General features: G+C 40.5%; 15 protein-coding genes, 1 other RNA gene and 1 pseudogene. 7 read left to right on the top strand and 10 right to left on the bottom strand.

The features are described 5' to 3' along the window. The first annotated feature begins 119 nt into the window (after positions 1–119). The 3 genes from RMX89_RS11930 (at position 120) to RMX89_RS11920 (ending at position 4,817) form a co-directional block, all read left to right on the top strand. The gene (locus RMX89_RS11930) at positions 120–1,694 is read left to right on the top strand and encodes an AAA-like domain-containing protein (protein ID WP_322689079.1); all 1,575 of its coding nucleotides are present in this window, start codon (positions 120–122) and stop codon (positions 1,692–1,694) included. A 344-nt stretch (positions 1,695–2,038) separates the two neighbouring features. Continuing rightward, entirely contained in the window at positions 2,039–4,201 is a 2,163-nt protein-coding gene (recQ, locus tag RMX89_RS11925; protein ID WP_322689078.1) for a DNA helicase RecQ, read from the top strand. Positions 4,202–4,244: 43 nt separating this feature from the next. Next, entirely contained in the window at positions 4,245–4,817 is a 573-nt protein-coding gene (locus RMX89_RS11920; RefSeq protein WP_322689077.1) for a Uma2 family endonuclease, read from the top strand. Between the two features lie 137 nt (positions 4,818–4,954). On the opposite strand, the gene RMX89_RS11915 is transcribed toward RMX89_RS11920, so the two are convergent. Further along, positions 4,955–5,122, bottom strand: a complete 168-nt coding sequence (locus RMX89_RS11915) for a hypothetical protein (RefSeq protein ID WP_322674320.1) — start codon at positions 5,120–5,122, stop codon at positions 4,955–4,957. A 627-nt stretch (positions 5,123–5,749) separates the two neighbouring features. On the opposite strand from RMX89_RS11915, the pseudogene RMX89_RS11910 reads away from it, so the two are divergent. Together RMX89_RS11910 and RMX89_RS11905 are read left to right on the top strand one after the other, a co-directional pair. Continuing rightward, positions 5,750–6,985: pseudogene (locus tag RMX89_RS11910) on the top strand (glycosyltransferase family 4 protein); the annotation flags it as partial. A 495-nt stretch (positions 6,986–7,480) separates the two neighbouring features. Further along, positions 7,481–9,214, top strand: a complete 1,734-nt coding sequence (locus RMX89_RS11905) for an NFACT family protein (RefSeq protein ID WP_322689076.1) — start codon at positions 7,481–7,483, stop codon at positions 9,212–9,214. Between the two features lie 86 nt (positions 9,215–9,300). Here RMX89_RS11905 and tnpA read toward each other — a convergent pair whose 3' ends face one another. Further along, positions 9,301–9,714 (bottom strand): IS200/IS605 family transposase, encoded by a 414-nt coding sequence (gene tnpA / locus RMX89_RS11900; protein WP_322684066.1) that lies wholly within the window; start codon positions 9,712–9,714, stop codon positions 9,301–9,303. Positions 9,715–10,037: 323 nt separating this feature from the next. After that, on the bottom strand, positions 10,038–12,668 hold the full coding sequence (locus tag RMX89_RS11895) for a DNA polymerase III subunit alpha (protein ID WP_322689075.1): 2,631 nt from the start codon (positions 12,666–12,668) through the stop codon (positions 10,038–10,040). 193 nt (positions 12,669–12,861) lie between these two features. Between RMX89_RS11895 and RMX89_RS11890 the strand changes: the two genes are divergently transcribed. Further along, positions 12,862–14,154, top strand: a complete 1,293-nt coding sequence (locus RMX89_RS11890; RefSeq protein WP_322689074.1) for a dicarboxylate/amino acid:cation symporter — start codon at positions 12,862–12,864, stop codon at positions 14,152–14,154. A gap of 40 nt (positions 14,155–14,194) precedes the next feature. Here RMX89_RS11890 and RMX89_RS11885 read toward each other — a convergent pair whose 3' ends face one another. The 5 genes from RMX89_RS11885 to RMX89_RS11865 all read right to left on the bottom strand — a co-directional run bounded on the left by RMX89_RS11885 (position 14,195) and on the right by RMX89_RS11865 (position 20,510). Then, positions 14,195–14,374 carry a hypothetical protein gene (locus RMX89_RS11885; protein WP_292785777.1) on the bottom strand — a complete coding sequence of 60 codons (180 nt, stop codon included), beginning with the start codon at positions 14,372–14,374 and terminating at the stop codon, positions 14,195–14,197. A 535-nt stretch (positions 14,375–14,909) separates the two neighbouring features. Further along, entirely contained in the window at positions 14,910–15,116 is a 207-nt protein-coding gene (locus RMX89_RS11880; RefSeq protein WP_322689073.1) for a hypothetical protein, read from the bottom strand. A gap of 336 nt (positions 15,117–15,452) precedes the next feature. After that, positions 15,453–16,514, bottom strand: coding sequence for a hypothetical protein (locus RMX89_RS11875; RefSeq protein WP_322689072.1), 1,062 nt, complete (start codon positions 16,512–16,514; stop codon positions 15,453–15,455). A 395-nt stretch (positions 16,515–16,909) separates the two neighbouring features. Next, positions 16,910–18,622, bottom strand: coding sequence for a diflavin flavoprotein (locus tag RMX89_RS11870; RefSeq protein WP_322684061.1), 1,713 nt, complete (start codon positions 18,620–18,622; stop codon positions 16,910–16,912). Positions 18,623–18,770: 148 nt separating this feature from the next. Beyond that, positions 18,771–20,510, bottom strand: a complete 1,740-nt coding sequence (locus tag RMX89_RS11865) for a diflavin flavoprotein (RefSeq protein ID WP_322689071.1) — start codon at positions 20,508–20,510, stop codon at positions 18,771–18,773. 1,094 nt (positions 20,511–21,604) lie between these two features. Between RMX89_RS11865 and RMX89_RS11860 the strand changes: the two genes are divergently transcribed. Continuing rightward, positions 21,605–22,060, top strand: coding sequence for a helix-turn-helix domain-containing protein (locus RMX89_RS11860; protein ID WP_322674311.1), 456 nt, complete (start codon positions 21,605–21,607; stop codon positions 22,058–22,060). On the opposite strand, the gene RMX89_RS11855 is transcribed toward RMX89_RS11860, so the two are convergent. Then, entirely contained in the window at positions 22,053–22,223 is a 171-nt protein-coding gene (locus RMX89_RS11855) for a hypothetical protein (protein ID WP_322689070.1), read from the bottom strand. The genes RMX89_RS11860 and RMX89_RS11855 overlap by 8 nt on opposite strands. A gap of 224 nt (positions 22,224–22,447) precedes the next feature. Then, positions 22,448–22,838: a transfer-messenger RNA gene (gene ssrA, locus RMX89_RS11850) on the bottom strand. Between the last annotated feature and the right edge of the window lie 156 nt (positions 22,839–22,994).

Here is a 22,994-nt window from a genome sequence, read left to right as displayed (position 1 = left end):
CACTAAAGTTCTGATTACGAACCTAATTACTCATCGATATTATCAGAATTTTCTTAATTGTCACAATCCAAATGTGTTGATTGAGATATAGAATAAACTTAAAATTAAAAATCAATTAAATGAAAAATTATCGATATCAAGTTGGTGGTACTCTCACTAATGATGCTCCTAGCTATGTCGAGCGCAGAGCAGATGTGGAACTTTATGAAGCTTTGAAACAGGGTGAATTTTGCCACATCCTAAGCTGTAGACAAATGGGTAAATCCTCACTTATGGTAAAAACAAAGCACCGCTTGCAAAAAGAGGGCTTTAAATGTGCCACCGTTGATATGACTAATATTGGTTGTGAAAATATAACTCCAGAACAGTGGTATAAAGGAGTTGTCGGTGACTTATGGTTGAGTTTTAAACTGTTAGGAAAAGTTAATTTAAAAATCTGGTGGCAAGAACAAAACGATCTTTCTTTGGTTCAGAAAATCAGTCGGTTTATTTCGGAAGTTTTATTAGCTCAGTTTCCTAACGAAAGGCTATTTATTTTTATTGATGAAATTGATAGTATACTCAATCTCAATTTCTCTGTTGATGACTTTTTTAACATGATTCGATTCTGTTATAACCAACGAGCAATTAATCCAGAGTATCATCGAATAACATTTGCAATTTTTGGGGTTGCGACACCTTCAGACTTATTTATATATGGTAATAATACTACCCCGTTTAATCTTGGTAAAACTATAGAAGTTAATGGTTTTACCTTTGAAGAAGCTCAACCACTATCCTTGGGATTAGATATTAAAGACAATCACCCTCAGAAAGTTTTGAAAGAAGTATTAGCTTGGACAGAAGGACAACCATTTCTTACTCAAAAGCTGTGTCGGCTACTTGTGAGTTTATCTCAAGATGATATAGGTAGAAAGCTAAAAATTCCCCCTGGTACAGAAGAATTTTGGATAGAAAATGTGGTGCGATCGCACGTCATTGAGAAATGGGAATCACAAGATGAACCGGAGCATTTGCGAACTATTCGCGATCGCATCCTCAGAAACGAAAAATATGCTGCCAGATTGCTAGGAATTTATCAACAAATCCTTCAAGGAGTGAAAGTACCAGCCGATGATAGTCGAGAACAGGTAGAACTTTTACTATCTGGTTTGGTAATCAAAAAACAAGGTTTTCTCCAAGTAAAAAATCGAATTTATCAAGAAGTTTTCAATTTAGAATGGGTTGGGAAAAAACTAGCTTACTTGCGTCCCTACTACGAAAACTTCAATGCATGGATAGCCTCAGAGGAAAAAGATAAATCTCGCCTATTACGCGGACAAGCCTTGATAGATGGCCAAACTTGGGCAAATTGTAAAAGCTTGAGCAACTTAGATTATCGGTTTTTAGCTGCTAGTGAAGAATTAGATCGGCGAGAAGTACAGCAGGCTTTAGAAGCTGAACGCGCTCAAGAAGTAGAAGCACGACTTGCAGAACAACAAAAAAGGCTGGCTCAACAAAAGAAAAATGCCACAATAGTGACACTTTTGCTCGTGGGGATGACCATCAAATTAGTGATTTCTATAGTGTGGGGAGTATCGCTTTTACGAAAGATTGATGTTTTAGAATCACAGTTAAAATGCACCGATATTACTACATCACTGCAATTTCCTCACTGTCCAAAGTCAAGAACTGCTAGGGAAACCTCAGAATAACGAGCGTTAAAAAAACTCTCAATAACCCAAGTGCAGCCGATGTATAGGTTAGTTATCACTAGCAAATTTAAAACAGCTTTCCAAAAATTTACTCGTCGTAATGCTGACTTACTTATGACAATGTTTATTAGCTCAATACAAGTGCGATCGCCTATCTTATAACAACTGTCTTGAAATTCAAGCGTGGGCGTAGCCCATCGTAGACATCGCATTATGTATGATGATTGATTTAGTGGGATGGCAAACAGAAACGTAGGTCTGGCCAAAGCTGCCGATGATGTGAGTTAAAATCCTGATATCTTTAATAACTACCCACGCAGAACGGCCCCGAAAAAGCGATCGCTATGCTTCAGTATCCCCATCTCGAACAAGCGCTAAAATATCACTTCGGTTATGACCAATTCCGCCCCGGACAACGGCAAATTATCGAAGATGCGCTGCAAAATCGAGATTTAATGGTTGTGATGCCGACTGGTGGGGGGAAATCTTTGTGTTTTCAGCTACCAGCGTTGTTAAAAAATGGGCTAACGGTGGTGGTGTCGCCGTTAATTGCTTTGATGCAAGACCAAGTAGAAGCATTGCGAAATAATAATATTAATGCGACATTTCTCAATAGCAGTTTGAACGCTTACCAAGTGCGATCGCGGGAAGAAGCCATCCTCAGCGGTAAAGTAAAATTACTCTACGTCGCCCCGGAACGTCTCCTCAGTGAAAGGTTTCTCCCGTTTATCGATTTAGTTAAAGAAAAAATCGGTATTTCTAGCTTTGCTATTGATGAAGCGCACTGTGTTTCGGAATGGGGACACGATTTTCGTCCAGAATATCGCCAGTTAAAATCTCTGCGGAAACGTTATCCTGATGTGCCTACAGTCGCTCTCACCGCCACAGCAACCGATCGCGTCCGTAGTGATATTATTCAACAACTAGGACTAAAGCAACCAAGCATCCATCTTGCCAGCTTTAACCGTGAAAATCTTTATTACGAAGTTCGTCCTAAAACTAAATATGCTTACGCTGAATTATTAGAACTAATTCGAGAAACTGAAGGTTCGACAATTATTTATTCTTTAACTCGGAAAAAAGTTGATGAATTAACTTTTAAACTACAAAATGATAAAGTTATTGCTTTGCCTTATCACGCCGGATTAAGTGATGAAGAACGTAGTAGCAATCAAACGCGATTTATTCGAGATGATGTCCGGGTGATGGTGGCAACAATCGCCTTTGGGATGGGAATTAATAAACCCGATGTGCGGTTGGTAGTTCACTTCGATCTACCCAGAAATATAGAAAGTTATTATCAAGAATCGGGTAGAGCCGGTAGAGACGGAGAACCATCTAGGTGTACAATATTTTTCAGCTTTGGTGATGTTAAAACAATTGAATGGAGTATCGATCAAAAAACCGATCCTCAAGAACAGTTGATTGCTAAACAACAACTGCGGCAGATGATCGATTATGCTGAAGGCACTGATTGCCGGCGAACAATTCAACTGGGTTATTTTGGCGAAAGGTTTCCTGGAAATTGCGGTAACTGTGACAATTGTCGTCATCCCAAACCCGTGCAAGATTGGACAATTGAAGCCATGAAGTTTTTATCTTGTGTGGCGCGTTGCAAAGAAAGGTTTGGAATGCTACACATAATTGATGTGTTGCGAGGGGCAAAAAAAGACAAAATTATCCAGTACGAACACGATAAACTTTCTACCTATGGTATTGGTAAAGATAGAACTGTAGATGAATGGCGAATGTTGGGGCGATCGCTTTTACATCAGGGGTTAATAGAACAAACTAGCGATGGTTACTCAGTTTTAAAACTAAATGCCTTAAGTTGGCAAGTCATGCGAAAACAACGCACAGTTTCGTTAGCTGTAACCATAGTTCAAAAGATTACCTGGGAGCCGGAGAGTGAAAAAGCAGAAGTTGCAGAAATATTATTACAGAAATTGCGATCGCTACGTAAACAATTAGCTGATGAGCAATCTGTACCACCTTACGTCATCTTCCACGATTCCACTTTAAAATTGATGGTACAAGTGCAACCCCAAAATTTAGCTGAATTTGCCAAACTTTCTGGTGTAGGTAGTCACAAACTCGCTCAATATGGCGAAAAGTTCATTACAGAAATTCGCGCCTACCGCCAAGAAAAAGGTTTGCAAAATAAATCTGCTACTTCTGTATCATCTCCCAAATCATCTTCTTCTTACACCGAATTGCAGACATTACAATTGCATCAACAAGGTTTAAATATCGCTCAAATTGCCCAAAAGCGCAATCTTAGTCCGGCAACAGTTAGCAATCATCTAGAAAAACTTATTGAGAAAAATCAGCCAGTTGATTTAAATCAATTAGTACCTATAGAACATCAACAAAAAATTTGGCAAGTTTTAGAAGTACTCGGTGACATTTCCCTGACTCCCATAAAAGAACAATTAGGTGAAACCTACACTTTTGATGAAATTCGCTTAGTACGGAGTAAGTGGCGGCGCGAAAATCGCAAGAGATAATTTGCTTAGGACGAGTAATAAACAAAATTAAAGGAGTTAGCCAATGAGTGAGATGCTGAATACAGGAGTACGCTGGACAATTCACGATGTGGAACTATTTGCAGAAAATGAAGGGACGCGCTACGAGATAGTTGATGGAGAATTATTTGTCAGTAGGGCATCTCATTTCAAGCATCAGCAAACTTGTGGTAGGATTTTCGGACAGCTTGATGTTTGGTCAGAGTCTACTGGTTTAGGGGAAGTTATTCCTAGCCCTGGTGTTTTGTTTTCAGAATCCGATAATGTGATTCCTGATGTAGTTTGGGCTACTAAAGAAACCTTGGCGCTAACATTGGATGAAGCGGGACATTTTACTGGCGCACCAGATTTAGTAGTCGAAGTCTTGTCTGAAAGTAAGTCAGACGAAAGACGGGATAAGGAAGCAAAACTTAAACTTTATTCTTCCAGAGGAGTAAAAGAATATTGGATTGCTGATTGGCGATCGCGTAAACTAGAGGTCTATCGGCGCGAACAAAGTCAACTGAATTTGGTAGCAACCCTATTTAGTAATGATAATATAATTTCTCCGCTATTGCCTGATTTTAGCTGTACTGTAGACCAGTTTTTTCCTGTATAAATTTTAGTTGAATGGAAAAACAGCTTTCATTCTTTTCCCAAAACACAATCTGTATAATTTATTGTTCAGATATCGCCTTGCACCAATAACTAAGTTTTATCCTCATCAAGGCGATATCTCTAGCTCGTCAGTTTACATTAAGAAAAACTGGGAATTTCAGAGTTAGAATCTTGTGATGTCATAGCAGACTTTGAAGACTGAGTGTTTTGGTTTCTGACAGGCAGAATTACAGATACCAGCTTAGGCAGTGCTAGACAGGCAACAGTATTTAATATCGTCAGAAATATACCATCTATCAAACTCATATACTAATCTTCTCCGTTTTAAAATTGGTGGTGACTATATTTATTAGTTTGAAGCAAAAACAGTAAAATTGCGTAAAAAGAGAATTTAGATTTATTTTAGAGAATATAAGCTAAATAAATATATTTTTATCAAAACAGAATAAAGGCGTCAGTCGCCAGAATACAAGAAGGGTATTTTGAACGAAAAAGCAGATAGCGTCACGTCAAGATTGCTGAATCCTGAATTCTGAATTCTGACTTCTTTTTCAAGTCTTCTGGCTTCCTACTCCAAGATGTGTTAGGGGGTCAAACCCCCTATTCACCAGATATATTCTCGTAGAAGTCAAAGAACTGAGTCTATAGGTAGAGAGCAAATTAAAATTGCCATATCTATGAAATTGGAGCTAGACATGAATGAAAAAATCTCATTTTTATCTATCAAAAGGATGAGATATAGATATAACAATTTCCTATATCTAAAGAAACTAAATGTTTGTTTTTAACCTATCTGACAGAAGATGTTAAAAAAAATTAGACATAGTAAATTAAAATCAATAATAATCAAAGTTACTAAACAATTCAGGTAAGTGTGCTATACACGTGCTTGGAACAACCTAAAACTTTGTTAAAATCAGCAACACACAAACTATGAACTCTACCACCGAAAAACGTATCGCCTTGATTTCCGTCCACGGAGACCCAGCGATTGAAATAGGGAAAGAAGAAGCTGGGGGACAAAATGTTTATGTGCGCAATGTAGGTGAAGCACTAGCGCAGCTGGGATGGCAAGTTGATATGTTTACCCGCAAAGTGAGTCTGGAGCAAGACTCAATAGTTGAACATAGCAACAATTGTCGAACTATCCGTTTAAAAGCTGGCCCCCTTGAGTTTGTGCCGCGAGATGAAATTTTTGAATATCTGCCAGAATTTGTGGATAATTTCCTCAAATTTCAAATAAAAAACGATTTTACATACGAATTGGTTCATACTAACTACTGGCTCTCTAGTTGGGTGGGGATGCAGTTAAATAAAATCCAAAAGAGTAAACAGGTTCACACCTACCACTCCTTAGGAGCAGTCAAGTACAACACTATAGAAAATATTCCTTTGATTGCTAGTCAGCGATTAGCAGTGGAAAAACAAGTATTGGAAAAAGCAGAGCGAATTGTAGCGACAAGTCCGCAAGAACAGGAACACATGCGATCGCTAGTTTCCACAAAAGGCAATATCGATATCATTCCCTGTGGTACAGATATTCAGCGCTTTGGCTCCATTGGACGAGAAGCAGCTAGGGCTGAATTAGGGATTGATAAAGAAACCAAAGTTGTACTATACGTGGGGCGCTTTGACCAACGCAAAGGTATAGAAACTTTGGTACGGGCGGTAAACGAGTCTCAACTACGCGACTCCAAAAATATCCAGCTAATTATTGGTGGTGGTAGTACTCCAGGTAACAGCGACGGCATTGAGCGCGATCGCATTGGGCAAATCGTCAACGAATTGGGAATGAGCGACTTTACCACCTTTGCAGGTCGTCTGAGTCAAGATGTTTTACCAACTTATTACGCTGCTGCCGATGTTTGCGTTGTTCCTAGTCACTACGAACCCTTTGGACTCGTGGCGATCGAAGCTATGGCAAGCGGTACACCAGTAGTAGCAAGTGATGTCGGTGGACTTCAGTTTACTGTAGTTAATGAAGAAACTGGTTTATTGGCTCCACCACAAGATGTAGATGCTTTTGCCTCTGCGATTGACCGAATTCTCTTAAATCCAGAATGGCGAGATGAATTGGGTAAAGCTGGTAGAAAGCGCGTCGAAACTAAGTTTAGCTGGGATGGTGTTGCCAATCAACTGAGTGAACTTTACACCCAACTGTTGCAGCCACAAACAGTAGCATCAACAGCAAAAGAACTAGTACACTCAACCGCCGAACTAGTGCAATCAGCAGCAAAAGAACTAGTACACTCAACCACAGAACTAGTGCAATCAGCAGCAAAAGAACCAGTTTTGGCTGCTAAATAACGCTTTTGTTTAACAGATAATGGTGAGTGAGTAACTCGGATAATATTTTGGGTTTAAATTTGGTAGCGTAGGCGTAAAGCCTGCGGCATAGCTACGCTTCGGGCGTAGCCTCTCCAAGAGTTGCCCGCCGTAGGCATCGCCTGAGCTTGGAAAAGTCAACACCAAAAACAAACTGTATAAAAAACGAACTTATCACTTAAACGCAGAAGCTTATCTGATGATAATTTCTGCGTTTTTTGATTCGCAGCTATCACCAAAGCAAGTAACCGCTATGATAGGTGAGGTCTGTTATGCTTTAACTAAACAAAAATAAAAGCATAGCGATCGCTACCACTTGAATGTTAAAAACTAATCGCTTTGCAACCAGTTGACTTTACCACTCTCACAGCTGCTTGTAGCGAAATCCGCGCTAACTGGCTACCATCACGCTTAGAACAAGTTTACCAGCGCGATCGCTATACGATCGCTATGGCATTACGCACCCTAGAACAGCGAGATTGGCTACAGATTTCTTGGCATCCCCAAGCTGCACATATTTGTATTGGCGATCCGCCACCGCGATCGCCAGATACTTTTACCTTTAGCCAACAATTAATACACCAATTGGGTGGTTTGGCACTGGTGGCGATTCAAGCGATCGCTCCTTGGGAGCGTGTGATTGATTTACAATTTGCCCGTCGTCCTGGAGAAAGCGCTCTATATCATGTCTATGCAGAAATCATGGGCAAGTATAGCAACGTTATTCTCACCGACGCTAACAATATAATTATCACCGCCGCTCATCAAGTCAGTCAGCAACAATCTAGCGTCCGTCCCATCCAAACCGGACAATTTTATGAAACACCACCGAAACTAACTGGAAGTGTCCCCTACTTGAGTGAATCTCAAGAACGTTGGCAAGAACGGGTAAGTTTAGTACCAGGAGCAATCAAGCGGCAATTGCTCAAAAGTTATAGTGGCTTGAGTGCTGCACTAGTGGAGTTAATGCTGCTAGAAGCAAATATCGCATCAGAAACATCTACCAATACTCTCAACCCCGACGACTGGCGACGGTTGTTTGAGCGTTGGCAAGAATGGCTGCAAGCTCTAGATTCCAAAGAATTTCAACCCGCTTGGACAAAAGATGGTTACACCGTAATGGGTTGGGGTGCAGTTGAAAAGGTCAAAAATATCCAGGAGTTGCTCAACCGCTACTACAGTAACCAAATTGACCAACAGTTATTTTCCCAATTGCGCCATCAGTTGAGTCAGAAGTTGAATAATATTCTGGCGAAATTACGCAATAAAGCTCAAACCTTTGAGACGCGCTTGCAGCAATCAGATCGAGCCGATGAGTATCGACAAAAAGCTGATTTATTGATGGCTCATTTGCAAAACTGGGAACCAGGGATGAAAGAAATTATCATTGCTGATTTTGAGACAAATTTGCCAGTAGCGATCGCTCTCCAACCAGATAAAAACGCCGTCCAAAATGCCCAAAGTCTTTATAAACAGCACCAAAAGCTCAAACGCGCTCGTGCTGCTGTGGAACCGCTATTATTGGAAGTACAGACAGAAATTGAGTATTTAGAGCAAGTAGAAGCTGCGATCGCTCAGATAGACACCTACCAAACAGCAGAAGATTTACGAGCTTTAGAAGAAATCCGCGAAGAGTTGATTGGGCAAAAATATCTAGAAGATCCAGAATACCGCAGCCGCAGTGCAAACGAACCTCCCAGCACTAACTTTCATCGTTACCTTACCCCTGGCGGCTTTGAAGTATTAATCGGTCGTAACAATCGCCAGAATGACCAATTGACCTTCCGGGTAGCAGGGGATTATGACATCTGGTTCCACGCTCAAGAAATTCCAGGGAGTCATGTATTACTACGTTTAGAACCGGGTGCTGTGGCAGAAGAAGCTGATTTGCAATTTGTAGCTAATCTTGCTGCATATTACAGTCGCGCCCGTCAGAGTGAGCAAGTACCAGTAGTTTACACTCAGCCAAAACACGTCTACAAACCCAAAGGAGCAAAACCGGGAATTGCCATTTACAAGCAAGAAAGCATACTTTGGGGAAAACCGCAATTAACAATTCAAAATTCAAAATGACGCTCTCTACTTCACCAAAACCTAAATCAGTTATTTTAGTTTTTCTTTGCTTGCTTTTTTCTCTGAATGCAAATTGATTAAATAAATCAGCTTTGAGTTGCCCTTTCTAAATGGGAATTTACTGTGCCTTCAAGATGATGTATTTTTTGATTTTGAACATATATAACAGCTTGCTCAAGTTGCTTACTGCCCAAGGAGAATATACCATATCCTTCTTGCCAAGTAAATTTTTCTGATGTAGGGCAAAGATTGTGATTGAAATGGTGAGAACTACTTCCTTTAATTTTTTTCACAAACTCTGCGATCGCGATTGTTGGGGGGATAGATACTACTAAATGTATGTGGTCTTCAATACCTCCAATGGCATGGAGTCTACAATTTAAACTATTGGATTTATTAATGATGTAATTATAAAGCTCAGTTTCTTTATCGGAGGTAATTAGAGGTTGGCGTTTTTTTGTTGCCCAAACAATATGATAATAAAGTCGCCACAGAGACATAAGATTTTTTAAATTTTGTATTTATTTACATACATTTATGTTTCCCATATTGCTAGAAAAAATTATCATATTAGCAATGTCCGTCAGCCAGGGAAGTAGGAATCAGCAAATCAGCCAGTTCACGAAGCCAGCCAGAAGGCAGCAGCCAGCAGCAGCCAGGGAATGAAATTCCCTGTCTGAAAGCTAAAGTCGTCTGAAGACGACTATCTGAAACTAGTGAACAATTAAACCAAGTTTTTTCTAGTCCTCTTCTAGAGGACTTGCATTATTAGACAGGGAATTCTATTCCCTGGCTGGCTATTCTGGCTATTCTCTGGCTATTCTCAATTCGGTAAACTCTCAATCCGCATCAAATCCAATTCGCTCTCAAATATTTCATCAATTGGCAACATTTGACCATCAACAGTCATAAATTTATGGTCTTTTGTTGCCCGAATTATTGAACCATCTTCCAAACAATACTCAAACACCTCTTGCTGTCCGCGATCGTGCCACTGTGCTACAGGTTGCGTGTAAATATTTCCATTATTATCAACACTGTACACACTGCATTCAATGCCTTTTTCGACAATTTCTCCAATCGGCATTAATCCATATTCTACTGTCAATATTTCCGTGTCATAGCTTAAACAATATTCAGCAAACTTCAACATTTGCTCAAATAGTTCATCCGCAACTTTTTTCTGAACGCCGTTTTTTGCTGCACCATCCACGAATTTTTCTCGCTGCTTTTGCATCTCAGAAACTTTCTTTTTACCCATCGCCCGACGCAGCAAGTCAGCTTGTCCTAAAGAATATCCGGCCATATCTTGAGCAATTTTCATGATTTGCTCTTGATAGACCATAATTCCATAAGTTTCGTCTAATATTGGTTCTAAAACAGTGTGTTGATAATCAATATTTTCTCGACCATGTTTGCGGTTAATAAACTTAGGAATCAGCCCTGCATCTAATGGCCCCGGTCGATAAAGTGCCAAAATTGAAGAAATATCTTCTATATTAGAAGGTTTCAAATCTCGCACTATCTGACGCATCCCAGAAGATTCTAATTGAAATATCCCTTCTAACTCACCTGCTTCTAATAATTCATAAGTTTTTTGTACATCTTTAGGTAGAGTGCTATGTTCGCCTTTAGCTAATATCCTTTGGGCTTTTCTTTCATCGCGGGGAATTTCATCGGGATCGACCCGATATCCTCTCGTTTCTTGAATCAAATCTACAGTTTTTTGAATCAGCGTCAAGTTCCGTAAACCCAGAAAATCCATTTTCAACAAACCCATTGATTCCAAGTCTTCCATGAAATACTGGGTAATTACAGAACCGTCATTATTCTTCTGTAGTGGGACAATTTCATCAAGTGGATCGGCAGAAATTACCACACCGGCTGCATGAACACCAAAAGTTTTGTTGGTTCCTTCAATTCGCATAGCCATATCAAGCCAATGGCGAACATGGGGTTCTCTATCATATTTCTCTTTAAACTCTGGTTCTGGAGTTTTATCGGAAACCATAACCTTGAGTTTCGTTGGTTTTCCCCGCACCACAGGAATTAATTTCGCCATTTTGTCAGCTTCCCCGTAGGGAATATTCAACACTCTGGCGACATCTTTCAAAACTGCTTTAGAAGTTAGACGGTTAAAAGTAATAATTTGGGCAACTCTATCTGCACCATATTTCTCGGTGACATATTCAATAACCTTGTCTCGTTGTTCAATACAGAAATCCGTATCAATATCAGGCATTGATTTCCGTTCTGGGTTCAAAAAGCGCTCGAATAGTAACCCATGATGTACAGGGTCAATGTTAGTAATTCGCATCGCATAGGCAACTAATGAACCAGCCGCCGAACCGCGACCTGGCCCCACAGGAATGTTATTATCTCTAGCAAATTTGATGTAGTCCCAAACAACTAAAAAGTATTTGGAAAAACCCATCTGCTGAATCATTTTAAGTTCGTATTCCAATCTTTCTTTATAGACGGAATCGACTTCATGACGAGATTTGCGATTTAAGCGTTCTAAAAGTCCACTCCATGCAACATCTTCAGCGTAAGTGTCAGCAGTATGACCAGAGGGAATGGGAGGTGTAGGAATTTGAGGCTCACCCATAATATGGTAAGGCTCAACTTTATCGGCTACTTCTCCAGTAGTAGCGATCGCTTCTGCAATTACATCATCCGGTAAATGGTCGCGAAATAGCTGCTGCATCTCCTCTCCAGACTTGAGATACTCTGTGCCGCTATAACGCATCCGCTTATCTTCAATAATTAACTTGCCAGTTTGAATGCATAGCAAAGCGTCGTGGGCTTCAACGTCAAAACAAGAAATAAAATGTGAATCATTAGTGGCAACAATTTTAATGCCTAGCTCCCTAGCAATTTTGACTATTTCTACATTCACAATTCGGTCTTCTTGGGAGCCGTGGTCTTGAATTTCTAAATAATAATCATCACCAAATACCTCTTTATACCACTGAGCAACTTTTCGGGCTGCATCTGGTCTATTACTGAGAATCGCTTGGGGAATTTCTCCACCCAAACAAGCGCTGGTGACAATCAAGCCTTCATGATATTGTTTTAGTAAATCTTTATTAATACAAGGACGAGAAAAAATTCCTTTACCTTGAACACCTTTGAGGTGAGAAATTGTAGTTAATTTGACTAAATTTTTGTAACCTTTGGTATTTTTAGCTAAAACAACTTGATGATATTTGGGACGGCGTTCTTGTTTCTCGATATCGCCGTTAATTACATACATTTCATTGCCGATAATCGGCTTAATATTTTGACTACGGCAGATTTTGATCAGTTCGACGGCTCCATACATGACACCATGATCGGTAAGAGCGATCGCTTTCATTCCCAGTGCGATCGCTCGATCTACCAACTCTGGTAGCTGACTTGCCCCATCAAGCAAACTATAGTCACTGTGAATATGTAAAGGAACAAAGGACATAAGCACCTCCAACCACAAGCCAAGACACCTCTAGGGGCCTACCTTGTGGTATACCCTTTCGAGCCAGATTTTGCAAAGCAACGGAATCTTAGATTAACAGTTTTTAACCAAAATTAAAGCTGTTCTTTTTCGGGAATTATCACTATTATTAGTGTTGTTTTAATAGTTACAGCAGTTAACCAGTATCTAGCCAATGAGTCAAACAGAGAGAACTACTTCGCCTGAAACCAAAGCTAGCCCTTGGTGGCAGCGTATCCCTCTCACGTTGCAAATTCTCATCGCTTTAATAGCGGCAGTCAGCGTTGGAATTGCCCTTGGTGCGGGGAATCCCAATCCCAGCAACGCCGCTTTAATCAATAATTTAGCAATTCCGGCAGAATTGGTGTTAAAGGCTCTCCGCGCCTTGGCTACACCCCTGATTCTGGTAGCAGTACTGCATACTTTAATGACTACCAATATCCCTGGTACAGCCGGACGGCGGTTGGCAGTGTTACTTTTAACTAACACTACCGTAGCTATTTTGGTGGGACTTTTGGTAGCTAATGTACTGCGTCCGGGGACTTGGGGCAATGTAAACACCTCAACAAGTACGGCAATAACTGCTCAAAGTCTCGATCCTTGGGGAATACTCAAAGATGCTGTACCAGAAGCCGTCCTCAAGCCATTGGTTGATAATAATGTCATCCAGTTGATTGTGATTGCCTTGAGTTTTGGCATCGTTCTGCGGGGATTAAAATCTGAACAAATTGCTCAAGGCAAGAATGGATTTCAGCCGATAGAGGATGTCATCGGAATTTTATTTGAAGCGGTAGTCCGCATCCTCAACTGGGTAATTGCCTTAGTACCGTTCGCAGTCTTTGGAATTGTGGCTAAAACTATTGCGATGCAGGGCTTTGCACCGTTTAAATCTTTGGGTGCATTTATCGTTGCCGTATTGTTAGCACTGGTATTGCAAGCGTGCTACTATCTCACCAGAGTAAAATTTGGTTCTTGGGTACATCCGCTAAAATTCCTCGCTGGCGGTTCTGATGCTTTTTTGACAGCTTTCTCAACTTCTTCCTCGGCGGCGGCAATGCCCGTAACCTTTGAGGTTTTGCAAACAAAAGTCGGTTTAAGGGAATCTTCTGCTGCCTTGGGGGCATTAGTCGGGGCAAATTTCAATAATGATGGTACTGCCCTCTATGAAGCAATGTCTGCGTTGTATATTTCCCAACTGATTGGACAACATCTGAGTCTAGGACAGCAGTTAATTGTCATCCTTACCTCGATTTTTGCATCTGTGGGTGCGGCAAATATTCCCAATGCAGGACTGGTAACGATGACACTAGTGTTCACTTCTGTTGGCTTACCTACCCAATACATCGCTTTGCTAGTTACTGTAGACTGGTTTTTGGATCGCTGCCGCACCGCAATTAATGTTATGGGAGATATGACTGTTAGTGCTTTACTTGACGGCAAAAAGCCACGTTCTGTAGACGAGGCTTAGTTTGCCAGCTTTTAGTTGAGTTCAGCAGCTTTTTAAATATCTAATGCTGTTGAGGCCCTTTGGCGTCACATTCTTTAGTCCAGCAACGTTCTAAAAGTTGCAGACGCCAGATCAATACAAAGCGTTGGGGATTCAATACTAATTTAGTATCCCGACTAAATAAGGGCTGGTTCAGATACTGCCAAAGAGGAAATTTAATTTTGGTGTGTTTTGGAGTCATAAGAAGAAGAAAAATAATATAAAAGTTGTGTCTAGGAATTACCTAATACTCTTTTTCTAGTTAAAGGCTACCCTGCGTTTTTGCTATTGTCTTTGTGGCAATTGCGGAATTTCACCAAGTGAATTTATGTTGTTTACGCTTTAATACTGAAATTGCACGCACCATTTTTCTGAATCCATATCCCGTGAAAAGTCATACCATTTCACGAAATTTCTATTACAGATACGTTAGTAAGGGCTTACACAATAAGACTTGTAATTAGGACTTATACACTCTACAAATCACCTATAATATGTGTTATGCAAAATGAACCTTTCAGGTGCTGAACACAGCCTTTATTTGGTCGCATATTGACTGTGTTGGGTGTTAGATATGGCTCAAAAGCCAAAATTACCTACAGTATGTATGTATTGTATGTAAATACTAGTGATTTATGCTACCAACTATGAATTTACAGTCAGTTCGAGCAAAAGGCTGGTTCTACAGTAATTATTGGTTCTTTAAGGCAGCGATAACTGGCCCCTCGATTTTGATACTAGACGATAGTGAAATTAGCAGCAGTCAGAGTTGCCAAGATTTCATCAGTAGTAGTCATGATGATGTTGTGACAGCAGAAACTCAGTTGCCTGAAGGTTAGACTACCAGACAAGCTAATTAAATTGTTGTCTTTGTAGAAGTCGGTAATAATATCAGTACCTTCTCCAAGGGCAAAGACAAATTTATCCCGATCATTGCTAGCCATCAGGATATCGCTCGCTACCAAGACCACCAGACAACAGGTCGTTACATTGACGCCACAGAGGTGTCTTTGCAATTACCGGGGTGCTTTGGAATACATCGTTACCGTTGCCTTCAAGTTGGCGATCGCCTACTTGGACAGTAATAACTCAAGTTGCTAATCAAAAACTACCTCTTTTTAAGTACAAAAGTTTCAAATATTTTATTTGGCTATAGGACTCATATTTGATTGCGTGAAAAAAACTCAGTACAGCTTTATTCCTTCTTCCCAGTCCCCAGTCCCCAGTCCCTAGTCCCTACGATTAATTCAGAAATCAAATCAGATTGCTATATGTTTGAGCTAAGTCCGCTGGTCTTGCTTCCTATAACCACTAATGTGGACTCCTATATCTATACCTTTAATATTGCAACTTATGTACGACAACAGCGTATAAATAAAGATAACTATGCCCAGCATCTCTAGCACTTCTTCTATAGTCGTTATGAAGACATAAACCATGTTATTGGGGGTGTAGTAATATTCATAGTATCCGCCTATCAATTCACTAACAATTGCACCTGCCACGTAGATTGTTCCAGCAATGAAAAATAAGCGTCGTGTCTTGCTAGGAAGAGTAAACACAAATCGCCCAAACACTAGCAAGAATCCGAGTACAAAGATAGCACCCACAATCACCCAAGCGTAGTAAAAAAAACCACTGGTATTGAATGTACTTCGCAATGGTGTAGTTAGTCTTTCATGAAGACTGAGCAATTCGTCTAAGAACAAACCAGCAAAGACTATTGATAATCCTCTCCATGCCCAGAAGTCTTTATTTTTAGTTGACTTCTGAGCTTGGAAAATGATTTCTAGCAGAATAGAACAAAATAGTAAAGCTCCTCCAGAGTAAATTGTAGGAATACTATCCTCGCTGTTGAGGTCGAATATAATTCTAAAGATATCTCTCCCAGGGAAGTCAGGTAGATAGTAGACATTGTAATTAGCAAAAAGACTGACAAGAGCCAAACATAAAACCACGCCAAGCAGGAATTTGAGGGTTTTGTTGGCAGAAAGATATACTTTGAATTGATGCGATGATTGCAACAGCAAGATCGCATCTTCTGGTTTTATCGAACTCGTTGACTCAATTACAGATATGCGATCGCTCTTACCATTGTCTGAATAAGATTGGTTTTTCAAGATTTTGCGTCGCTCTGGCAATACAACGTTTGACATGAAGTATTCAATGGTTTGCTGCTTAACAAAACCATGTATTGCCAGAATTTCTCCCAACTGTTCACCACTTAACTTTTGTGTCTTGAGTGCTGTGTCTAATTGATCTGGAGTAATTAGTTCAGCTTCAACCAAGTAAGTCCCAAGCGGCTTAAGCTGAAAATTTTGCGCGTCTATTTTCCTAATCAATTAGGATCTCCTTATTTTCACTGGCTGAATGTAATAAATTTTTAAGCTTAGTCATGAAACATTACAATAATTCATGAGATCGGATTTTAATAGCTTCATAACCTTTACTTAATCATATTTTGTGTATGTTAAATTCTATACGTGTAAATTTATGCTAAAGAAAATATGAATTTATTATGTAGATACGTGTGTTTAACCATTGCTGTTTTTTCTAAACGCATTCTTCTCAGCAAAAAAAATTAATCCACCTATCACTCTCATGTGTAGGTGGATTTATCAGATGTGCAGACATCTAGGGTGGTTGATTGTATCCCTAGCACACTGAGTAAGTAGCAAAAATGCTGCTAGAGTCGCATTGCACGGTAATCTCCTAAATTGGAGAGTACCAATAAAAGTTAATAATGAGTGCCAGTTTTGCGATGGTTAATGGCAGTCACAGCATCAGGCTTGAGTAATTTCCCTTCATCTACAGTTGCATACACAACCCAATGATCGCCACATTCCAGACGTTGGTTGACTGAACATTCCAAATATGCTGATGCATCAGTGAGGACAGTACAACCGTTATCTGCAACTGCTGTACTAAAGTTGGCAAATCGATCTTCCCCAGGCGCGAAAGATTTACGGAAATGTTTCATGTAATCTTGATGATTGCCTTCAGGTAAAATATTTAAGGCAAACTTACCGCCTGGATACATCAAAGATTCGATCGCTCGCTCTTTAGCGATCGCCACTGTTATTCCGGGTGGGTTGAAGGTGGCTTGAGAAACCCAAGCGCCTAACATCGCGGTAGACACTTCTCCAAGTTTCGCTGTCACCACACAGACGGAACCAACAATCCGACCAACAGCCTGTTCCACTGGAGTAGCCGCTTGTTGGGGTACGCGTACCTTTTTAGCCTTTTTCAGTACTTGGGCAAAGTCTGTACCTAATTCTTCACAGAACTTGAGGGTAACATCATCAGGTTTAAACTTCACCTTCAAAGTGTCAAAACCGAAGCGATACCCAGCATCCCGGAGTTTACCTTCGATTAAGTCAAAGGCTTCGCCACTCCAGCCGTAGGAACCAAAAACTCCAGCGAGTTTGCTGTTGTCACCACTCGATAGCACAATCCCTAAAGCAGTATGAATCGGAGTTGGCGCATGACCACCAATAGTAGGAGAACCGATGATAAAACCCTCTGACTGTGCGAGGTTGATGCGAATTTCATCAGGGGTAGCAAATTCGCAGTTAATCGATTTGACGGCGACTCCACCTTTAGTTAATCCCAGAGCGATCGCTTGTGCTAAAGTCGCTGTATTTCCGTAAGCTGAAGCGTAAAGTAAGGCAACGGAAATTTCGCGATCGTTGTGAGAACGGCTCCACTCTCCATAAGCTTTGGTAAGTTCGATTAAGCCGGTGCGTACCAAGGGCCCGTGACCTACAGCATACATTCTCACCTGCAAATCTGATATTTTCTCCAAAGCTGCTTGCACATGAGGAGTTTGGGGAGCCATCAGGCAGTTAAAGTAGTAACGCTGGTCTTCTTTGAGCGCTTCCCAGTTATCATCAAACACATCATCACCACAAAGATGAGTTGCAAATAACTTATCTGTGTAGAGAATTTGGGTTTGCTGGTCGTAGGTACAAAGTCCTTCCGGCCAACGCGGACTCGGAGTGGGTAAGAATTTCAAAACATGACCCTTGCCTAAATCCAGAGTTTCTTTCCCCCGCATCACCAAGACATTTAAATCTTGCTCTAAGAAAGCAGCACGCAAATTGTTCGCACCAGGAAGAGAACAGACAAAAGTTACCTGTGGTGCTAGTTCTAAAATTGCTTTGAGGGTTGCAACTCGATTGGGACTAAAATGACCCAAGATTATATAATCCAAACTTTGCAAATCTAAAGTCTGCCGCAATGCCTCTAAATAAATTTCGGTAAAGCTTTCTGGCGGTGGATCGATAAGTGCGGTTTTATCAGCTTCAATTAAATAGCAATTGGAAGTAGTACCTCTTTCAAGTGCGTATTCAATTTCAAACCGCAGACGTGACCAACTACGCGCTCTGATAGCCTTAGTATTGGTAGCAATTGGTAAAACTTGTACGTCGCGTGGCTTGGAATTGGTCATAGCTGTTTTATAGTTGGGGAACAGAGACTGGGGAATGGGGAATGGGGACTGGGGACTGGGGACTGGGGAACAGAGACTGGGGAATGGGGAATGGGGACTGGGGAAGAGTTTTCCCAATCCCCAATACCCAATACCCAATCCCTAATCCCTAGTAGTAATTACCTACTTTGCGATGGCGAACGGCTGTCAATCCATCGTTTTTGGAGACACGACCTTCTTGGACGGTGCAGTATAATATCCAGTGGTCGCTGCATTCCATGCTGGTCTGGATTTCACATTCCATGTATGCCAAAGCATCAGTCAGAATCGGCGAACCGTTTTTCGCAATTTGAGTTTTCACTCCTGCAAAGCGGTCAGCACCAGGATGCAAGCGCTTGAGGAAGTGTTTCTTGAGTTCTTGATAATTGCCTTCTTCCAAAACGTTGAGGACGAAGCGATCGCCTACTTGCATTAAGGAATCAATGGCGCGGTCTTTAGCAACGGCAATTGTGAATCCTAATGGTTGCAAACTCGCTTGCGTTACCCAAGATGCCAGCATTGCACTTGAGACATTATCTTTTTTCGTGGTGACTATATATAGTCCGCTGCTAATGCGACCCAGTGCCTTTTCCATGTTGACATCAAGGGACTTGATTTGCTTGATGTTGCGATCGCGCACTAGCAATTGTCCGATGTCTTTACCCGCTTCTTCACACAACTGGAATGTTGAGGCGCTGGGAGTCTCTTTAATCCGAATGGGTGGAAAAGCTTCTTTGATGCCAGAGTCAAGAAATTGTCTGCGGAGTGTATCAATGGGTTCATCATCCCCACCGTAACATTCAAACAGCCCAAGAAATTGCTTGTTCTTGGCGACAGCTAGCACCGAACTGATACTAGCTTGGGCGGCGGCGGAGGTAGTTGGAGGCATCCCGATAATGATGCCAGCTGCTCTCCCAGCTAATTCTTGAATTTCTTGGCTTTCAGCAGTACTCAGATCCAGTACTTCTACGCCAACGCCAGTTTTCAGGATACCTTCGGCAATTGCGTGACCAAGGCGTTCGCCATATCCATATTCTGAGACAAAAAACAAGCCAACTGTTGTTTCTGCTTTCGCTTGTCTTTGGCTCCAATTTTCGTAGCACCCGGTTAGAACATCTAAATGGTGGTATAATAATGGCCCGTGACCATTGGCGATAATATTAATCTTTCCGAGATCGCCCATCCGCTTCATCGCATTCAGCAGCGAACGAGCGTTAGGGCCCATCAAGCAGTCGTAATAAAACCTAAAGTCCGCTTCGATCGCTTCTAAATCTTCGTCGAAGGTGCGATCGTCACAGAAGTGCATTCCAAAAGCATCACAGGTGTAGAGAATTTGGGTTTTGCGGTCAAAGCTAAAGATTGTATCCGGCCAGTGCAGGTTAGGCGCACTCACGAATTCCATTTCGTGCCCTTTGCCGATATCGATGCGATCGCCAGTTTTCACAACCCGCTTGGAAAAAGGATCGTGTACTAATCCCTCAAGGAATTGCAGTGCAACTTTTGAGGCTAAAACAGTGGCTCTAGGAGCTAATTGAAGGACATCTTCTACCAAGCCGCTATGGTCTGGCTCTGTGTGACTAACAATTATGTAATCAATTGTTTTGGGGTTGACAAGACTTTTGAGAGTCTCTAAATACAGATCGCGAAACTTCTGGTGAGAAGTATCAATCAAAACTGTTTGTTCGCCCCTAATTAGATATGAATTGTAGGTTGTACCGTTTTGCAGTCCGAATTCGATATCAAAGCGATCGCGATCCCAGTCAAGAGAGCGAATCGCCGTTGTGTTAGGGGCAATTTCTACAGTTTGTATAGTTAACCGATGTTGAACGTTCTCTGCGTGGGCCTTGCCGGTCGTAGACATCGTTACCATTATTCGTCTCCGAGCGCAAATTAACAGGTTTTTCTTCTGCCCCCATTCTCTCTATTATTTTTCTTTGAAGTTGTAATGAATATCAGTTTTTTAAAAATTTAACTTGTATCAATTATTGCTGTTTTTTAGCAAAAAATATGACTCAAAAAATATACTAAATATTAATTGATTCCTAAATTTTACTGAGTACTTGTTTTTGCTATTTATCTGGTTTTATCTTAATTTAAAAATATCATAGTAATTATATTTTTAACTAGAAAGATATAATTTTACTATTATTATATTGCTGGTCTACCTACCAAGTCGAGATTACTTTTAATATTTCATATTGTCAAAAAATATATTTATAAAGTATAAAATAGGAAAATTTATGTTTTTCGGGTACTCACTTAATTAAAAAAAGTAGGAAAGGTAGGAAAGGTAGGAAAGGTAGGAAAGGTAGGAAAAGTGGGAAAAGTAGGACAAACCTTATTAGGCTTCCAAAAAGCGTTTATTCAATGGGTATTCAATATCTTGTCTTAATCAAAAATATGGTGCAGAGAATATAAACTTTATGTAAAGTCGATAAAAAAGATATTTTTTTGGAGATAATCAAGGCAAATTTCCAGAGACTAGTTGAATAAAAAGAAAGTAGGCTTGTATATATTTTTCCACTCATCTAAAAGGAAACTAGCATAAAAATAATTTTTAAAGTTTCGATAAACCTCCGTAAGCATAAGAATAATCTCAGGAATTTAATGATACAGTCCTTTATTATCGACTTTAAACATTAATCAAGATAACGCCAACAAATTTTTCTTGTTATAGCTATAAGCTACAGCTTCAGGCTATCAGATAAGTTTACCTATATAGGTTAATGTGTAATCTTGATGTGCCGAACTTCTTATCAAAATCCATTGTTGATGAAAAAATGCAAATTTTGATAGTTTTCCCAAGCCAATACTTATTGCGTAGTAGCCTTATAAACGCCGACATCCCTAATACTTGTAGTTAAGATATTTAAAATGTATTATGAAATACCTAAATAGTTTCAGTATACAGGCGTAAATAGATACAAAAATGACAAAAATTGATTTTGTAAAAGGTTATTGTTTATGGGATGCCGATTAAAAGTGTTTCTCACAGAAGAAGAAAAGCTAACTTTAGAAGAATTGAGAAAAGCCAAAGATGTTCCTCAACGTACTAAGGATCGCGCTCAAGTTTTACTGCTGAATACTCGCGGCTTAAAAAATGAGCAAATTGCAAAAGGCTTGAATTGGGCGATTTCAACAGTGCGTCAAACCCTTCATCGCTGGGAAAAAATGGGTTTAGCAGGTTTATGGGATGCTCCTGGCCGAGGAGGAAAACCACGATATTCAGAATCAGATTTGGTTTATCTCGAAAATTGTTTAGCTCAAGAGTCAGAGACTTATAACTCTAAACAATTAGCAAAAAAACTAGCATCTGAGCGTCAAGTAAACTTGAGTGCAGATCGACTACGACGGGTACTGAAAAAAAGAGGAAGAAGGCTTGGAAGCGCACACAAACCCAGAAACAGCGTGATTAGCTGATTACACCATCTTGGAATCGAATCGCTTGTTTCGTTTGGGTAGCGATCGCTAGATTTTGGTTGAAAACCAAGATTATATTCTTGAAAAGTTCCTGCTTTTTGCAGAGATAATACTTGTTGCGCTTTTTGGTGTTATTTGGGCTTAAGGGCTGAAGTCTACACATTTTTGTTTAAGGTTTGCCGAGAAAATTGTAGAGACACCTTAGCGCAGCAGGATAACAGTCCAGTTTCGCATCTTTACCAAAAATTTTGAGCTTCACTGAAGGGTATTGCTATTTTAGCCGTTGAACTCAAGTTAACTGTGCATTATAGAAAATTATGATGGAGTTGTCCATAAAACAAAGCCCACTTACACATCACAGTGTCAAGTGGACTTGTTAACTATTTTTAGTGGATCCGAGCAGAGTCGAACTGCTGTCCAAATTGGGTATTGACCCCCCGCTCATTCACAGGTTTAGCCTTTCTGACCCTCAAGGCGGGAATCGTTCATTATCCCGAACGTAGGATGCTCTGATTTAATCTTAGCCAGCAAGCCAACCAGAGAACGCTTACTAGAGCATCCGTTGGGGTTTGGTCTTCAGTCCTTAACGGAGTCAAACCGAAGACGCTCGAACCTATAAGAGGTGTTTTAGGCTGCTACTAGAGCATCCTTACGAGCAAAGTTAACGATGTTATTCGCATTTACTTTTTGTTTGAGCCTTTGATTTGCGAGAGGAGACTCACTCTCGACCTGAATCACAGAGCAGCGTTCGCCAACCTGTCGAAACCGTGACGGACCCATGCGCTTCATATTTCAATTATAGTACGCGATTCTTAATTCGTAATTCGTAATTCGTAATTCGTAATTATCAAAGTCAGGATATATGGTTGCCATTACTCAAAATAGCCAATCGTTAATGGTTTTAAAATTAGCGATTGGCTATTTACGACGATCC

Origin of the sequence: Nostoc sp. DedSLP04 (genome assembly GCF_034530775.1) — a bacterium.
In the GTDB taxonomy this organism is placed as follows: Bacteria; Cyanobacteriota; Cyanobacteriia; order Cyanobacteriales; family Nostocaceae; genus Nostoc.
This window is presented reverse-complemented; position numbering and strand designations above follow the sequence as displayed.

Coding starts and splice junctions, on each gene's coding strand:
- RMX89_RS11930 (WP_322689079.1), top strand. CDS start 120: ATGAAAAATTATCGATATCAAGTTGGTGGTACTCTCACTAATGATGCT.
- recQ (WP_322689078.1), top strand. CDS start 2,039: ATGCTTCAGTATCCCCATCTCGAACAAGCGCTAAAATATCACTTCGGT.
- RMX89_RS11920 (WP_322689077.1), top strand. CDS start 4,245: ATGAGTGAGATGCTGAATACAGGAGTACGCTGGACAATTCACGATGTG.
- RMX89_RS11915 (WP_322674320.1), bottom strand. CDS start 5,122: ATGAGTTTGATAGATGGTATATTTCTGACGATATTAAATACTGTTGCC.
- tnpA (WP_322684066.1), bottom strand. CDS start 9,714: ATGTCTCTGTGGCGACTTTATTATCATATTGTTTGGGCAACAAAAAAA.
- RMX89_RS11895 (WP_322689075.1), bottom strand. CDS start 12,668: ATGTCCTTTGTTCCTTTACATATTCACAGTGACTATAGTTTGCTTGAT.
- RMX89_RS11890 (WP_322689074.1), top strand. CDS start 12,862: ATGAGTCAAACAGAGAGAACTACTTCGCCTGAAACCAAAGCTAGCCCT.
- RMX89_RS11885 (WP_292785777.1), bottom strand. CDS start 14,374: ATGACTCCAAAACACACCAAAATTAAATTTCCTCTTTGGCAGTATCTG.
- RMX89_RS11880 (WP_322689073.1), bottom strand. CDS start 15,116: ATGGCTAGCAATGATCGGGATAAATTTGTCTTTGCCCTTGGAGAAGGT.
- RMX89_RS11870 (WP_322684061.1), bottom strand. CDS start 18,622: ATGACCAATTCCAAGCCACGCGACGTACAAGTTTTACCAATTGCTACC.
- RMX89_RS11865 (WP_322689071.1), bottom strand. CDS start 20,510: ATGGTAACGATGTCTACGACCGGCAAGGCCCACGCAGAGAACGTTCAA.
- RMX89_RS11860 (WP_322674311.1), top strand. CDS start 21,605: ATGGGATGCCGATTAAAAGTGTTTCTCACAGAAGAAGAAAAGCTAACT.
- RMX89_RS11855 (WP_322689070.1), bottom strand. CDS start 22,223: ATGTGTAGACTTCAGCCCTTAAGCCCAAATAACACCAAAAAGCGCAAC.